18 protein-coding genes are annotated in these 15,494 nt (G+C 38.6%); 6 read left to right on the top strand and 12 right to left on the bottom strand.

Annotated features, from left to right (window positions below; genetic code table 11):
- Window positions 1-264: 264 nt before the first annotated feature.
- On the top strand, window positions 265-684 hold the full coding sequence (locus tag N6B01_RS03280; protein ID WP_262079892.1) for a MarR family winged helix-turn-helix transcriptional regulator: 420 nt from the start codon (window positions 265-267) through the stop codon (window positions 682-684).
- Window positions 685-1,252: 568 nt separating this feature from the next.
- Here N6B01_RS03280 and N6B01_RS03275 read toward each other — a convergent pair.
- Window positions 1,253-1,885 carry an NAD(P)-dependent oxidoreductase gene (locus N6B01_RS03275; protein WP_262079891.1) on the bottom strand — a complete coding sequence of 211 codons (633 nt, stop codon included), beginning with the start codon at window positions 1,883-1,885 and terminating at the stop codon, window positions 1,253-1,255.
- Between the two features lie 122 nt (window positions 1,886-2,007).
- Here N6B01_RS03275 and N6B01_RS03270 point away from each other — a divergent pair, with 122 nt between their 5' ends.
- Complete coding sequence (locus tag N6B01_RS03270; protein ID WP_262079889.1) at window positions 2,008-2,331, top strand: winged helix-turn-helix transcriptional regulator; 324 nt, start codon at window positions 2,008-2,010, stop codon at window positions 2,329-2,331.
- A 552-nt stretch (window positions 2,332-2,883) separates the two neighbouring features.
- Here the strand turns inward: N6B01_RS03270 and N6B01_RS03265 are convergent.
- The 5 genes from N6B01_RS03265 to N6B01_RS03245 all read right to left on the bottom strand — a co-directional run bounded on the left by N6B01_RS03265 (window position 2,884) and on the right by N6B01_RS03245 (window position 6,186).
- Entirely contained in the window at window positions 2,884-3,177 is a 294-nt protein-coding gene (locus tag N6B01_RS03265) for a pyridoxamine 5'-phosphate oxidase family protein (protein ID WP_262079888.1), read from the bottom strand.
- Window positions 3,178-3,388: 211 nt separating this feature from the next.
- Window positions 3,389-3,964: a DUF2753 family protein gene (locus tag N6B01_RS03260; protein ID WP_262079887.1), complete on the bottom strand. Its 576-nt coding sequence runs from the start codon at window positions 3,962-3,964 to the stop codon at window positions 3,389-3,391.
- 76 nt (window positions 3,965-4,040) lie between these two features.
- The gene (locus tag N6B01_RS03255) at window positions 4,041-4,439 is read right to left on the bottom strand and encodes a Fur family transcriptional regulator (protein WP_262079886.1); all 399 of its coding nucleotides are present in this window, start codon (window positions 4,437-4,439) and stop codon (window positions 4,041-4,043) included.
- 635 nt (window positions 4,440-5,074) lie between these two features.
- Window positions 5,075-5,710, bottom strand: coding sequence for a DUF1287 domain-containing protein (locus N6B01_RS03250; RefSeq protein WP_262079885.1), 636 nt, complete (start codon window positions 5,708-5,710; stop codon window positions 5,075-5,077).
- 11 nt (window positions 5,711-5,721) lie between these two features.
- Window positions 5,722-6,186, bottom strand: coding sequence for an SRPBCC family protein (locus N6B01_RS03245; RefSeq protein ID WP_182418894.1), 465 nt, complete (start codon window positions 6,184-6,186; stop codon window positions 5,722-5,724).
- 186 nt (window positions 6,187-6,372) lie between these two features.
- On the opposite strand from N6B01_RS03245, the gene pgi reads away from it, so the two are divergent.
- On the top strand, window positions 6,373-8,025 hold the full coding sequence (pgi, locus tag N6B01_RS03240) for a glucose-6-phosphate isomerase (RefSeq protein ID WP_262079884.1): 1,653 nt from the start codon (window positions 6,373-6,375) through the stop codon (window positions 8,023-8,025).
- Between the two features lie 155 nt (window positions 8,026-8,180).
- Here pgi and N6B01_RS03235 read toward each other — a convergent pair whose 3' ends face one another.
- Window positions 8,181-8,531 (bottom strand): hypothetical protein, encoded by a 351-nt coding sequence (locus N6B01_RS03235; RefSeq protein ID WP_262079883.1) that lies wholly within the window; start codon window positions 8,529-8,531, stop codon window positions 8,181-8,183.
- A 197-nt stretch (window positions 8,532-8,728) separates the two neighbouring features.
- Here N6B01_RS03235 and N6B01_RS03230 point away from each other — a divergent pair, with 197 nt between their 5' ends.
- The 3 genes from N6B01_RS03230 to N6B01_RS03220 are packed head-to-tail and all read left to right on the top strand — an operon-like array spanning window position 8,729 to window position 11,759.
- Window positions 8,729-9,463, top strand: coding sequence for an HAD family hydrolase (locus N6B01_RS03230; protein ID WP_262079882.1), 735 nt, complete (start codon window positions 8,729-8,731; stop codon window positions 9,461-9,463).
- A gap of 33 nt (window positions 9,464-9,496) precedes the next feature.
- Window positions 9,497-10,747 carry a lytic murein transglycosylase gene (locus tag N6B01_RS03225; protein WP_262079881.1) on the top strand — a complete coding sequence of 417 codons (1,251 nt, stop codon included), beginning with the start codon at window positions 9,497-9,499 and terminating at the stop codon, window positions 10,745-10,747.
- Window positions 10,748-10,793: 46 nt separating this feature from the next.
- Window positions 10,794-11,759, top strand: coding sequence for a cation diffusion facilitator family transporter (locus tag N6B01_RS03220; protein WP_262079880.1), 966 nt, complete (start codon window positions 10,794-10,796; stop codon window positions 11,757-11,759).
- Window positions 11,760-11,795: 36 nt separating this feature from the next.
- On the opposite strand, the gene N6B01_RS03215 is transcribed toward N6B01_RS03220, so the two are convergent.
- From N6B01_RS03215 to N6B01_RS03195, 5 genes are all read right to left on the bottom strand, one after another.
- Entirely contained in the window at window positions 11,796-12,428 is a 633-nt protein-coding gene (locus tag N6B01_RS03215) for a DUF3885 domain-containing protein (RefSeq protein WP_262079879.1), read from the bottom strand.
- Between the two features lie 89 nt (window positions 12,429-12,517).
- The gene (hslU, locus tag N6B01_RS03210) at window positions 12,518-13,825 is read right to left on the bottom strand and encodes an ATP-dependent protease ATPase subunit HslU (protein WP_262079878.1); all 1,308 of its coding nucleotides are present in this window, start codon (window positions 13,823-13,825) and stop codon (window positions 12,518-12,520) included.
- A 71-nt stretch (window positions 13,826-13,896) separates the two neighbouring features.
- Window positions 13,897-14,454 (bottom strand): ATP-dependent protease subunit HslV, encoded by a 558-nt coding sequence (hslV, locus tag N6B01_RS03205; RefSeq protein ID WP_262079877.1) that lies wholly within the window; start codon window positions 14,452-14,454, stop codon window positions 13,897-13,899.
- A 179-nt stretch (window positions 14,455-14,633) separates the two neighbouring features.
- Window positions 14,634-15,011, bottom strand: a complete 378-nt coding sequence (locus N6B01_RS03200; protein ID WP_182418886.1) for a type II toxin-antitoxin system death-on-curing family toxin — start codon at window positions 15,009-15,011, stop codon at window positions 14,634-14,636.
- A complete protein-coding gene (locus N6B01_RS03195) occupies window positions 15,008-15,235 on the bottom strand; it encodes a hypothetical protein (protein WP_262079876.1) in 228 nt (75 codons plus the stop codon). Before N6B01_RS03195 ends, N6B01_RS03200 begins: the two co-directional genes overlap by 4 nt.
- Between the last annotated feature and the right edge of the window lie 259 nt (window positions 15,236-15,494).

Genomic DNA, 15,494 nt, shown 5'->3' with positions numbered 1-15,494 from the left:
AAGCGTTCACAATTAGTTTGCTTAAAAATCCACCTTTTATGTTGAAATTTTAATATAACCTCCTAATTTACTAAAATAGACATTGATAATATCTACCAAGTTTGGAATAATAGATTATTATTATATTTGCATGTATTAATAATTAAGTTTAAGAATGCAAAATTGCCACTATCAATGAATAGTCACTTAAAACACGAGCACCTTAATTGCATTATGTTTGGTATATAATTTTGTGAATAAGGTGCTTTTTTAGCGAGCCCAATAATGCCTGACAGACAAGGTCTTTTAAAAAAACTTCAAACAACATCACGTTTTTTGCGCACCGCTTTAGCTCAAGAACTGCAAAAGGAAGGCCTTTACCCTGGGCAAGATAATGTTTTGCTAGCCCTTTCATTGAAAGGTGAATTGACACTTGGACAGCTTGCTCATGAACTAGATGTCCGCCCACCAACAATCACAAAAACAATTTTACGTCTAGCCAATCAAGGCTTTGTTGAAAAAAACACGTCAACGGAAGATCAACGCCAAAGCTTTGTTTCCCTTACGTCAAAAGGGTTAAATATTGTCAATAAGTTACAAACTCATCTTAACGCTATAGAAAAGACGGCATTAAATGATGTTAGCAATGATGAGATTACTATTTTAACTGAATTATTGCAGCGCATTGAACGTAATTTGGCATAAGAATTTTCATTAAACCTACATTTACAGTAAAATTCTTGCAACTAGAAATAGTAGATATGTTTGCCAATATGATTGGAATGACAAACAAGCTTTGATTAGGGTCAGGGCCCACTAATTTAAATGAAATGGCACAATAAACAGCAAAAATATACATTTTTAATATAAATGGAAAAAAGCGGAAAGTGGATGGTATACCCATTAAGCTTTAAGACACAGTAGATTACAACTGTTTTTATATCCTTTCAGGATATGTTCAATTTTAACGCTAATTTGTTAAAGAGCCTTGAAGATATTCATATTTCCGGCTAACTCTTCTCACATATAATATTTGCATTCTCACAAAAATTTCCTCGTACCTTTTCATTTAAATTAATGGATCCTGCCTCTTAAGCAATCATAGCCATTCATATTTGAGACGCAGCCACTTAAAGCCAATTCCTCAATAAAGCACAAAACCAAACTTATCATCTCGCTAAAATAAAATCATAACCAATATAATGATAAGCTTGAAATTTTTTCATAGCTGATATTTTGAGCCCAATTTCTTTGCAATAATTTGCCTGAGAAGTTATTGTGAAATGACACTAAAGCGTTGCTTAATGTGATTGCCTTTTTCTGCCTCATCAATCATTGCAATGGCATAATCGGCATAGCTGATTTCACTTTTGCCATTACTATCAACTATAAACTCTTCACCACCTTCTTGATATTTTCCAGTGCGAACACCGTCCGCAATAAAAACAGCAGCAGGACTTAAAAACGTCCAATTGACATCATGACGTTTTTTAAGCGCATCAAGCGCGGTCGCCATAGAAAGCGCTAAAGGCTTATATTCTTCAGGAAAGTTTGGGCTATCAACCAAACGTGTCGTGTGACTTTTATCCATATAAAGGCTCCCTGCCCCACCAACAATTAACAAACGATTGGCGTGACCAGCCAAGATATCAGTAAGATGTGCAAGCGAAGTTTGATATTGGTTTAATGTATCGGGGGTAAAAACTCCAAATGCATCAATAATAACATCAAAATCAGCCAAATCTTGGTAGCTCAAGTCAAATAAATCCTTGATAAAAGTTTTTGCACGCGGATCAGCTGCATTGCCTTTGCGGATAATCGCTGTGACATCATGGCCGCGATCGAGAGCTTCTTTGGTTATTAATTGACCTGCACGGCCATTGGCCGCAATAATTGCTATTTTCATGATAATTACTCCTTATTTTGCAAACCATAACATGATAGGCGCTATTGTAAAGTAGGCACCTTTTTGTTATATAGGTTACTAAAAGATATTAATGTTGAATAATCGAGTATTAAGGGTATAAAATGCTTAAGCTACCACCATGTCCTGTTGAAATTACCTTGCTCATTATAGGCAATCGTTGGAAACCATTGATTATTCGCGACTTGCTTAATGGCACCAAACGATTTGGCGAATTGCGCAAAAGCATTGGCGATATTTCGCAAAAAGTGCTAACAGCCAATTTACGTGAATTGGAAGAACAAGGCATAGTCACGAGACAAATCTTTGCGCAAGTGCCGCCACGGGTTGATTATAGCTTAACCAAACGCGGTAAAACGCTTGAACCCATATTAAGCGCTATGGCAAATTGGGGCGAAGATCACCGTCAAGAATTAGCAATAGCATAAAGATTTAAATTGTTTTCAAGCTATTTGGGATATAAAATGCCCATCTATCTAGTATAATTTGATATGCTTGTTTTAATATCATCACAAATACCACCATCGGCAGAACTTACATCAATGATGCCTTTTACATAATTCACTATAGCAATAAGATAACATATTGTAATGATATGGGTAAAATCTGGATTTAATTGGGTTTTGGTTGATATCTAGTGATATTCAAAATAACCATAGTCTGTGATCAAGATGGAAAACCTAAATGCCTATTATTGTCAGAAGGTGAGAGGAGTGATTAAAAAGGTGCTGCTCTTTTACTACCTATTTTGCCTGATGCGCAAAAACTCATGGCGGACAAAGGTTACAATACTAAATAAAATTGAGAACTTTTTTGCAAAACTTGAAATTTGGCGACACATCGCTACAAGACACAACAGATGCGCTCATTTCTTTTTCTCAGCAATATATATCGCTGCAGCTGTCATCTTTTATCACAATTAATGAGTCCTGCCTCTAAAATAATTAAGCATATAATACTGGTAAAATAAGCTTTTATAACTAGATAATTTTTTGTCCTGCAGTTGAACCAGAGCGAAGACTAAACACCGCTTCAATATGAATAAGAACCGCACATTTAGGTGCTTTCATTCTTCTTTCATCTGCATAGATCTTTGCTTGCTCCCATATTTCACCATCATCAATAATTTGCGCACTACCAATAAAGCGATAGCCGTCCAAGGCTTCCCTATCAATAACTGCAACCGCTATTTTTGAACCATCAATCAAATTTTGCAATGTTTGACCGCCCGTATTTTCATTATAAATTAGAGTATTATCATCAAATACACGCAATGATCGCTAAGGACCAATATCTGGTATTTCCAATTTGCTCGTTGTAGCTTGAATTGGCAATTGCTTGGCCAATAAACTTTTCATGTCATCATTAAGCATGGATATCCTATCCTTATATTTAAATTATCTATCTATTCTCACTGCAACAAACTTTCTAAACTTGAACATTTTAGCAATATGCGCACGCATAACACCAAGGTGACGATCAAGCCTAATGGGGCGAGCAATGGGGACAATCCTGCTTGGCCTTAAGCATATGCTCAGCCATATGATAAACATTTAACGCAACCTTTGCCGCATCCTGCTTAAGTTGTATAATATGATCCTTGTCGATTTGATGTTTTACCAAATGATCTACCAAAGCTATTAATGAAAATTTTAGATGCTGAACACAAGCCAGCCGTAAATTTGGAAAAGTATCAACCGCAGAAGCTATATCAAGAAGTTGATGATAGGCTTTGTAATAATAATAATCAGCTTCTAACCGATTATTACGCCACATTTCTAAAGCTGCTAAATTATGACAAGAGATATTGTAAAGCATAGGTGCAGTATCGCGCCCCTCACCGGCTATGGCTGCATGAAATAATATTTCTGCTTCACCAAATGCTTGGCTATAAAAATGCACTGCTTGCTCTATCTCGCCATGCTTAAAAGCTTCATTGGCCAATTTTGTATAATTTTGCCAATTTTGGTCGCCGCCATTAATTACACGCAGCCCGTCAGACCCCGTGTTTTTGCACTCTTGTTTGAAATTTTCCTTAATATTATCAGTATAGAACCCCATAATTTCATCTCTTTAATTGATTGTCATTAAAATTGGGAAATAATTTTATCCATCACAACGGCCTTTCTTCCCGAAATTACCCCTGCCCTTTGCAATCCTTTTGTTTTAAATGAATAATGATATCCACCTTATCTAGGTAAAATCCATCGGGGATATCCGGCTGGCTAACAAGTGAAAGTGTAGGTACCGCAAGTGGCAAAATGGCATCACTATCACTGCAATAAAAAAAGCGGTGGCCATCAACATTGGTATCGAAATAAGTCTTATCGCCGGTAATGCTATATTTGCGCAAAAGACCAACGCTCGCAAATAAGTTAAGACAATTATAGACGGTTGCAAGTGAGATAAACAGCCGCCCATCAGTCACTTCACGATATAGCTCATCAGGGGTAACTCGCCTATTTTTTTCGCGAAAAAGACAATGGGCAACGATGAGCCTTGGTCGCGTTGGGCGCACATCGACCGACCGCAACATGTTCGCAATTGCTTGTTTTTGTTTAGAGGTTAAGACTTGCTGAGAGAGCAAACCTTTTCTTATTTCTTCAGGAATATATAACATTGGATGCCAAACCATTCATTTCATAAATTCATATAAAAGGAGCTTGCTTTTGATCCCAAAGGCACAAATGAAACATTTGAAATCAGCTTCATTTTATTTTTGGCATTATTGCAAATGATTTGCAATAGCAATAATAGTTTTTTACAGATTTTCCATGCGCCGTAAAAAATGGGGTTTCATTGTTATTTATTACTCAAGGTATGGATTTGATAATTTGAACGTAGTTATATGCTGATAATAGCAATAATGGGATGATAATTATTGCTAAACCTAAAAGAGCTTCAAAAACGAATTCAATGAAGATGAGTTATAATTCACCCATAAATATAGCAAAAATCTTGGGCACTGCACTTTGAATATTGTTGGTATCTATTTAGCTAATTTAAGTAAGACCGCGACCCATTGGCACCTGCTTCATAAAACTACAAGCATAAAATCCGTTTGTATTTCATGCTTGCATAAAACTAAAAATCTTAAAAACGCGGCTAGCATCAGTCTCACAACCCATTACGCCATACAATCATCGCTAAAAATTTAGCATCGCCAAAAATTTAGCTAAAAAAGCGATAATGACCCGTTTGGGGAAACTCTAACAAGCGGTCTTCCTCTTGTGTGCCACGGCCGATATTATGAATGACCAAAGGAATGCCATTAGCATTTTTTCTGTTTGATATAATAACGATATGCGGCAGCTTTTCATTGACCATTTGAGTGACAATATCGCCTGCTTGCAAATTAGCCATATCAAGCTTTGAATGAATACGCGCGTTTTTTCTTGCAAAAAATGTTTGTAAATTAGGCACGCGGCGGTGGTCAATATTGCAATCGGTAGTCTTTAAACCCCAAATTTTAGGATATTGTCCAAAATTACCTGCCATATCTTCATGCACATGCTTTTGTAAATCATATTGAAAAGCATCACGATAAGCTCTAATCACCACATCGGTGCAAACGCCGATGCTACGGTCAATATCACCATTAGGAAAGGATATTTTTTGGTAAGCTCCACTATAAAACCTTGTAACACCAATTTGCGCGCGCGCCGCATCTATCAGCATTAATGCACGCCGCTCATTTTGTTGTGGATTAGCCTTTGCACTATTACCCAACAAAAAGAGTGGTACAAAACTTAATCCCAAACCAGCCCGCAAACCAAATGATAATAAATCACGGCGTTTCAAAGTCATATATTTATCTTTCAGTTTACAAGATTCATATTAGGCAATGTACTTGCTACTTTTGAAACATTTGCAAAAAACTTATCCGCAATTTTTCGCGCAACACCTGCCAAAAGAGCGGAACCCAATTTGGCAATTTTCCCTTCAGCTGACCCATACATCACATAGCTCAATATGGTACCATCACCATCAGCCACAAGGCTAACGTCAGTTTTGCCAGTTGCAAGACCTGATACAGACCCCTCGCCCTCGCCAGCAATTGTATAAGAATAGGGTGGATTTAAATTAGACAAAATTAACCGCCCGTGAAAGCGCAATTTAATTAGGCTTAAATGAACCACGATCGTTGCCTCGATCAAATGTTCAGATATCCGCTCTAATTTTTCACAACCAGGAATACAATCAATCAGTAAAGTTGTATCATTCAAAGTACGCCAAACCGCGTCCGGGCTAGCTGCAATGTGCTCTTCACCTCGTATTTCCATGCAAATCCACAATCTTTTCTAAATAAAATCAAAATTGTGTTTATTACGGAAAACTGGCACAAAAATGTCATTTATCTTTTAATCGATTACTATAAACTATTTTATCGCGACATTTACTGATAGAGTTTCGACAAAAATTTTATTTAATTGTTTTAACAATAAATCCTATGAACGGGAGTGGATAATATGGCACGTGATGCAGCTCAGTTTGACAAAGCATTGACCGCATTAAAAGCATACGCAGAAAATGACGCGTCCTTTGATATACGCGCCTCATTTCAAAATGATCCGCAACGTTTTGAAAAATTCTCGCTTAATTTTGAAGACCTATTATTTGACTATTCAAAAACTGCATTAAGCCAAAAAGCCCTTTGCCTGCTTGATGACCTTGCCCATGCGGCAGATATTGTTGGCCACCGTGATGCCATGTATCGCGGCGACCAGATCAATATTACAGAAAAGCGCGCGGTCCTTCACATTGCACTGCGCATGCCAGAAGACAGCGAAATTATCCTGGGCGACAAAAATATTGTTGAAGATGTCCATGACGTAATAAATCATATGGCTAAATTTTCAACAGCAGTGCGCGATGGCGATATTAATGGCACCGGTGGCAAAGCTTTTACTGATATTGTCAATATCGGCATTGGTGGCTCTGACCTTGGGCCACGTATGGCAACGGCCGCGTTAAAACCTTATCATGATGGCCCAAGATGTCATTTTGTCTCCAATGTGGATGGCGCAAATATTGCCGATGTCTTAAAACCGCTTGATCCTGCGGCAACATTAATCATCATATCGTCCAAAACCTTTACCACGGCTGAAACCATGACCAATGCCCGCGTGGCACGGCAATGGATTTGCAACGCCCTTGGCGAAGAAGCAGTTGCCAAGCATTTTGCAGCGGTATCAACTGCCCTTGATAAAGTATCAGAATTTGGCATTGATCATGAGCGAACCTTTGGTTTTTGGAACTGGGTTGGCGGTCGTTATTCCATTTGGTCGGCCATTGGCCTTTCGTTAATGCTAGCAATTGGCGCCCAACAATTTAAAAAATTCCTTGCTGGTGCCCATGCTATGGATATGCATTTTAAAGATGCGCCGCTTAATACCAATTTGCCAATGATGCTTGGTTTGGTTGGCTATTGGCACCGTGTTATTTGTAATTATCCTGCACGTGCTATCATTCCCTATGAAGAGCGTTTACAGCGTTTCCCAGCCTATTTGCAACAGCTTGACATGGAATCAAATGGCAAACATATCGACCTTAACGGTATGCCGGTAACCACACCAACTGGTCCTCTAGTTTGGGGCGAACCTGGCACAAATGCCCAGCATGCATTTTTCCAGCTTTTACATCAGGGCACAGATATTATTCCGATTGAATTTATCGTTGCAGTGAATGGCCATGAGCCAAAACTACAACGCCAGCACGATATGCTGCTTGCCAATTGCTTGGCGCAATCAGAAGCCTTAATGGTTGGCAAAAATGAAAAATCTGTTTGTGACGAGCTTGAACAGCAAGGCATGAGCAAAAATGATGCGAAAAACCTTTGCCCACATAAGGAATTTGACGGCAACCGCCCCACACTAACCTTGATGCAAGATTTGCTCACCCCTTACGCCCTTGGCCGCTTAATCGCTTTATACGAACATCGGGTTTTTGTTGAAGGCGTGTTAATGAATATTAATTCCTTTGACCAATGGGGGGTTGAACTGGGTAAAGCTTTAGCAACCGAATTATTGCCCATGGTAAGTGGCGAGAAAAAAGCACAAAATCGCGATGCTTCAACACTCGGATTACTTGCTCATATTCAATCACAGCGAAACAAGTTATAGTAAGATATGAAAGCGTAGCTGCCGTTACTTAATCGCCAGCTGCGCTTTTTGCCAATAATAAACACTGATTTATTTATTTCGTTATTTAAGTTGGTTCAATAAATCACTTCGATTTCATTTCCCAACTCAAAGCTCTTAGTTAATTAGGTTAAAAACTAAGAGTTATTCCTTTTGCGCCGAAAAATCATAAGAATTCCCAAAAACACAAGAATCCCTCCCAATCCCCAGAGGAATTTTTGCACTGTATCTAACAAAACATCTGATTTATTTGCTGAACTAATAGCCTGCGCCGCAGCATGAGCATTAGTAGATGTTGTTGCAGTTGCAAATGTTAATTCTTTACACCTATCTATAAAATCTAATCCATCAGTACCCATATTTCGAATTTTATTTTCACAAGCAATTCTTAAATCATTCGGCGCTTCAGAAACATTTGGTTTAAACACAAAAGCATTGATTAGCGCAATTATACCTACGACTATTAAAATTATTGGTCTTCTCGACATTTTTACCCCTTTTTTACATCGGAATATTTGTTCTAAATTTGCATAAATTTTTAATTTTTAACAATTATATTATGTCGTAAATATAGCTTTTAAAAATATTTTTATTTAAATTTTACACAATAAATTTGGTACATAATCTTAATTTATGGCCTATAATAAAATGGTATAAGCTTTTATTATTTTTCAATTGGTGAACTATGCCTATAACAAAATTACGCAAAATTCGTGGCCTACTATTTGACAAGGATGGTACATTAATCGACTTTGAAAAGACATGGTTTGCTATTGCCTATGAGCAAGCCTTAATGGCAGCCAATGGCAATGATGATAAAGCGCGCTACCTTTTAGAATTAGGTGGTTATGATTTTACAACAGAACGTTTTAAGGGCGACAGTCCAATGGCATCTGGTTCATTGCTTGACCTTGTCAAATTATGGCATCCTGAACTTGAGGGCATAGCACTTGATAATAAAGTGCTTGAATACCGCAATCATGGAGCAGAAAGATCTATGCTCTATGTCTGCGAAATTGATGGTATTAGCCAAAGTTTAAAAGCACTAAAACAACAAGGTTATATCCTTGGCATTGCCACGAATGATTCTGAATTAAGTGCAAAAAAATGCGTCGAAAAATTTGGCTGGCAAGAATATTTTAGCGAAATTATCGGTTGGGACTCAGTTGAAAATGCTAAGCCGGCAGGCGATCAAATTATGCTTTTTAGCAAAACAACGCGACTTAATCTTGATGAAATTGCCATGATTGGCGACAATAATCACGACATAAGCGCCGCACGCAACGCCAATGCAGGTCTTGCAATTGGCGTATTATCCGGCACGGGCAGCAAAGAGCAGTTGCAAAACAATTGTGACTTATTATTTCCATCGGTGGTCGAATTATCCGATTGGCTGATAAACACCATAGATCATAACTAAAGCAAATTTTACAGATTAAAAGGAAATTTTATAATGAAACTATGGAGCATAAAATCTTATTTTATCATTATATGCCTTTGTCTGTTTAGCTTAAGTGCAACGGCTTTTGCACAAGTCAACAAGCCACAAATTGAAAAAAGCTTTCAGCAATGGCTAGAAAACGATTTTTGGCCCATTGCCAAAGTCAATGGTATCAGCCGTCAAACTTTTGACAGCGCATTGAAAAACGTCAAAATCAATTGGAAACTGCCTGATCTTGTTATACCGGGCGCTGCACCTAAGCCGCAAAAGCCACAAACTCAGGCAGAGTTTTCCTCCCCTGCCCGCTATTTTGATGAGCAAAAAATTAAGATTATTGTCGATGGTGGTAAGAAACGTAAAAGCCAATATGGGCAGTTTTTATCACAAATTAGGGCACGCTATGGCGTACCAGAAAATATTATACTTGCAATTTGGGGAAGAGAAACAGCCTATGGCAGTGTAAAAATTCCCTATGATGCTTTTGAGGTTTTAGCAACCAAAGCCTTTATGGCAACCCGTAAAGAGATGTTTCAAAGTGAGTTGTTAAGCGCACTTATTATTGTTGAAAAAAATTATATAAATGCCAATGAATTAAAAAGCTCTTGGGCGGGTGCTTTAGGACAACCACAATTCATGCCAAGTTCCTATTTGAAACATGCGGTTGATTTTGATGGTGATGGCCATCGCGATATTTGGCAAAGCGTTCCTGATAGCCTTGCATCCATTGCCAATTATCTAAAGCTGGAAGGTTGGGATGGTAAATTTAACTGGGGGTATGAGGTGATTTTGCCGCAAAGCGTTTCATGCGCATTGGAAGGGCCAGACCAGCGAAAAAGCCTTGCTGAGTGGCAGCAACTTGGCGTCAAGCGTGCCGATAGGCGCAATTTTTCAAATACGGATCTAAAAACGCCAGCTTCATTATTAATGCCAGCGGGTCGCTTTGGGCCTGCCTTTTTGGTGACACCCAATTTCTATGTCATTAAAAGCTATAATATGAGCGATCTTTATGCCGTTTATATTGGCCATGTCGCTGATGGCATTGGTGGCACGCCGCAATTTTTCGCAAAATGGCAAAATGTTGATGTTACGCTGCGATCAGACGTTTTAAAAATCCAACAATATTTGCAAAAACAAGGCTATGACATCGGCAAGGCTGATGGTTTGGCAGGATTTAAAACACGCCGCTCCATAGGTGAATGGCAGCAAAAAAACGGCTTAGCTGCAGATTGCTATCCAAGCCAAAAGACATTGAAAGCTCTTTAATTAAAGGTAACAATCCATTTCTGCCATAGTGTAAGGAAATTCGATAATGGCGACACCAAAAGGCTCAAAAACTGTAATTTATGCGGCGCTTGCTGGTAATTTCTTTATAGCGATGACCAAATTTTTTGCGGCCTTTTTTACTGGCTCGTCAGCGATGATGTCCGAAGGCGTACACTCACTTACCGATACTGGCAATGAATTATTATTGCTTTATGGCTTAAAGCGCGCCGCCCTCACTGCCGACCGCACCCATCCTTTTGGTTATGGCAGAGAGCTATATTTTTGGAGTTTCATTGTAGCTCTATTGGTTTTTGCGCTTGGCGCCGGTGTTTCCTTTTATCAAGGCATTATCCATGTCTTAAACCCTGAACCAATACGCGATGTTTTTGTGAACTATATTGTTATTGGTGCTTCTATTATTTTTGAAGGAGCATCATGGTTAGTTGCTCTACGCGCCTTTCGCATGCAAAAAGGGCAGCTCGGCTATTTTGCGGCAGTAAGGCAATCAAAGGATCCTACCGTTTTTTCAGTGTTGTTTGAAGATAGCGCAGCCTTACTAGGTCTATTTATAGCGGGTATAGGAATTACCGCAAGTGTTGTGACCCATAATCCTATTTATGATGGCATAGCTTCTATGGGCATCGGTTTAGTATTGGCTTTAACAGCCATATTTTTAGCACGAGAATGTAAGGGGCTTTTAGTGGGTGAGCAGGCCTTGCCTGAAATGCAGGCAACAATTATCAATATTGCTTCAAAAGATAAAGACGTGCAAAAAGTCAACGGCGTTTTAACAGCACAACTTGGACCACATCAGATTCTTGTTAATCTAAGTCTTGAATTTGAAGATCATTTGACCGCACCGGAAATTGAAAATTGTGTTGAGCGATTGGAAGTTGAACTAAAACAAGCCATTCCTGAAATAGTGCGATTTTTTGTGAAACCACAAACGGCTGGTGCGTGGAAAAAACAAGAAGATAATATGAATGCCGCAGAAATTGCCAATAATAGTTAAAAGCGGTTTATTATTTTGCATAATAGAATAGTTGAGTTAATCACTGAAAGAAGCAAAGTTTTCATCCATTTTTGTTCTATCATAATCTAACAACCAACCATTAAAATCTTGGTAAAGTCTAACTAAACTTTGTTTTTGGGCAGCAATTACATCCATTCCTCGATCATCATAGGGATGAATTAAAATAGCATTTTTGCGATCATAAATGTAAAGATCTGCAAGTAATATTGGCTTAAATCCCATTTCTGCACTTACAGGAAACCATAAAAATCCATCTATATCTTCCAGACTTTTTAATTTAACCGCATACCAATAGCAGCATAAATCATCATCTTCATAGCCTTCTGGCATTGCAGTCACGCCATAATTTATAAAATCGTCTGCCTTAATATTTAGATAATCCAACATAGTTTCAAAAAATCGCTGTTTATTGAATGATCTTCGCTTTTCATCGATAATGCGAAAAACAGCATAGATTTCATCTATTTGCATGTCTAAAATATGATTACAAATCGCTCTTGCGCGATCAAATGCAGATACCATCCGCCTCATTCTATTTTCACCAATGCCCAGTTCAAATCTTAAAGCATGGGGAAAATTGTAAAAAGCTCCAAAAGGAATGTTTTTAACACCCAAGGGGACAATAAAATCCTGAAATTTTTCTTTCATGGCAATTATGCTACCCTGTATGGCAGTAATTAAGTAAAAAATCTGCCCCAAGGTTTAATCTCGTTGGGGCAGAATATTTTTATAAAAAACTACAAAATGAAGCGCGATAAATCAGTATTGGCAGCAAGGTCACCAACTGACTTTTTCACATAATCAGCGTCAATGGTAAGACTAGTATTGGCGCGATCTGGGGCGGCAAAGGAAATTTCATCCAAAACACGCTCCATAACCGTTTGTAAACGCCTTGCACCAATATTCTCGATCGTAGAATTTAGATCGACAGCAATATCAGCCAAAGCATCAATACCATCTTCGGCAAATTCTAACGTCACACCTTCAGTTTTCATCAAAGCAATATATTGCTTGATAAGGCTTGCCTCTGGCTCGGTCAAAATTGCACGGAAGTCCTCACGGGTTAGCGCATTTAATTCAACACGAATAGGCAAACGCCCCTGCAATTCTGGCAATAGATCCGATGGCTTTGAAATATGGAAAGCACCCGATGCAATAAATAAAATATGATCAGTTTTAACTTGCCCATGCTTGGTTGAAACAGTTGTTCCCTCAATCAATGGCAGAAGATCACGCTGCACGCCTTCACGCGGCGTGTTGGTAGAAGACGAGTTCTTCACTGCAATTTTGTCGATCTCATCGATAAACACAATGCCTTCATTTTCGGTAAGGCGCAATGCTTCTTGAATGACTTGTTCTTCATCCAATAATTTATCTGACTCATCGGTCATTAATGGTTTGAAAGATTCTTCAACCGTCATTTTTCGGGTTTTGGTACGACCACCCATTTTGCCAAAAATATCAGCAATATTCATTACGCCCATTTGGGCACCGGGCATACCCGGAATATCAAAAGTTGGCGCACCAGAATTGCTATTATCACTTACTTCAACTTCGATCTCGCGGTCATTAAGCTCACCTTCGCGCAATTTTTTGCGGAATGATTCGCGCGTTGAAGGGCTTGCGGTTTTACCAACCAGCGCATCAAGAACGCGTTCCTCAGCATTAACTTCGGCTTTAGCACGAACTTCTTCACGCTTTTTTTCACGTACGAGATTAATTGCTACTTCAACAAGATCACGGATTATTTGCTCAACATCACGTCCGACAAAACCAATTTCAGTAAATTTAGTTGCTTCAACTTTTACAAAAGGTGCACCAGCAAGACGCGCTAAACGGCGAGAAATTTCGGTTTTACCAACGCCTGTCGGTCCAATCATTAAGATGTTTTTTGGCATAACTTCTTCGCGCATTGGGCTTTCCAATTGCAAACGACGCCAACGGTTACGAAGAGCAATAGCAACGGCACGCTTTGCGTCCTTTTGACCAATAATATAGCGATCAAGTTCCGATACGATTTCACGGGGAGAAAAATTATTACTCATTAATAATACTTTCAGCTTTTATAATTTAAATAAGATAAATGGTTTTCTACTAGAATTTACCAAGATGATGCCTATTCGGCATCCAATGTTTCAACGGTGAAATTACTATTGGTATAAACACAAATATCGCTAGCAATTTTCATTGCTTTGCGTGCAATGGTTTCAGCATCAATATCGGTATCAGCAAGGGCGCGCGCTGCAGCAAGGGCGTAATTACCACCCGATCCAATAGCCATAATACCATCTTCAGGCTCTAGCACATCACCAAGGCCGGTTAAAGCAAGGGTTACATTCTTATCGGCAACCAACATCATAGCCTCAAGACGGCGCAAATAGCGGTCAGTGCGCCAATCTTTGGCAAGTTCGACACTTGCTCGCATTAATTGACCTGGATATTGTTCAAGCTTTGCTTCAAGGCGTTCAAGCAAAGTAAAAGCATCAGCGGTTGCACCAGCAAAACCGGCAATAACATGGCCACCTGAACCAATACGGCGTACCTTGCGGGCATTTCCCTTCATAATGGTTTGCCCAAGCGATACCTGACCGTCACCAGCAATAACCACCTTGCCACCTTTTCTTACTGTAACAATGGTCGTGCCGTAAATTGTATCTGGTTTGTGATCTATCATATAATGAACTCCTAATCTGCCGCCGTCATCCTTCTTTAGCAATTAACGACGCAATTATAAGTCTATTTAGGAAGCCTTTTTATAAAACACAACCACTTCTAGGCCGATTGTTCCATCTTTTGGTATAATTTAAGTGAAAATGGTATAGAGCCTAAATGGATTAAACCATAAAATGTGCCCTAATTGCGCTGTTTGGTATTATTAATAAGCCACTTTTCAAGATTGGCAAATGTAAATGCTTTTGCATCATATTGCTTAATAATAAAATCAAATATGTCATCAGCATTCGCGGTCATTTCAATGTTATTAATAGCTAAAAATGTATAGGTAACGGCAAAAGCCGTACGCTTATTACCATCAATAAAAGGGTGGTTTTGCCCCAAACTTTCCCAAAGGGCTGCCGCTTCTTGTAAAAGGCTAGAATAATACCCCTGTTGCGGCCGATAAAGGGCAGCTTCAAACAAGCCATAATCACGAATACCATCACCGCCGCCATAACGTGCGATTTGGTCTTTATGAATGGCTTCCGCTTCAATTGGCCGTAAATATAAAGTCATTGGGCAAGCCTTTCATAAAGGCTGGCATATTTTTTATGACTTTCTTGATAAGCACGCATGATGCTTTCTCTTAAACCTTCTGCTTCAATATTGGGAGCAATAAACGCACTTAGCGCATCATAAATAAGCTCATCAACTGAACAATTCTTGATTGCGGCGATTTTCTCAATTTTTTGCAAAAGCTCAACATCAATACTTATATTGTTAACGGGGCTATTTTTCATAACAAACTTTCGAAGTATAATCAGCGATACTAAAATATATTGTATCTCTTTTATTAAAATAATATCTTATAAATCAACCAGCAACAAGGTCACTATTTTATCTATTGCGCAGGTAAATAAAAATAGTAACCCTATAACAAATATGAATATTTTGACAAATAGTTTAAATCATTATTTTAAACACGTATTTTCTAAGTAATTTGCCCCATATGATCGGAAACATTGGAGCCTAATTTGTAAAATCACTAAAGTTTTTACT

Origin of the sequence: Bartonella sp. HY406, from assembly GCF_025449315.1 — a bacterium.
Classification (GTDB): Bacteria; Pseudomonadota; Alphaproteobacteria; order Rhizobiales; family Rhizobiaceae; genus HY038.
The sequence above is the reverse complement of the archived record's forward strand: the minus strand, read 5'-3'. Positions and strand labels throughout refer to the sequence as shown.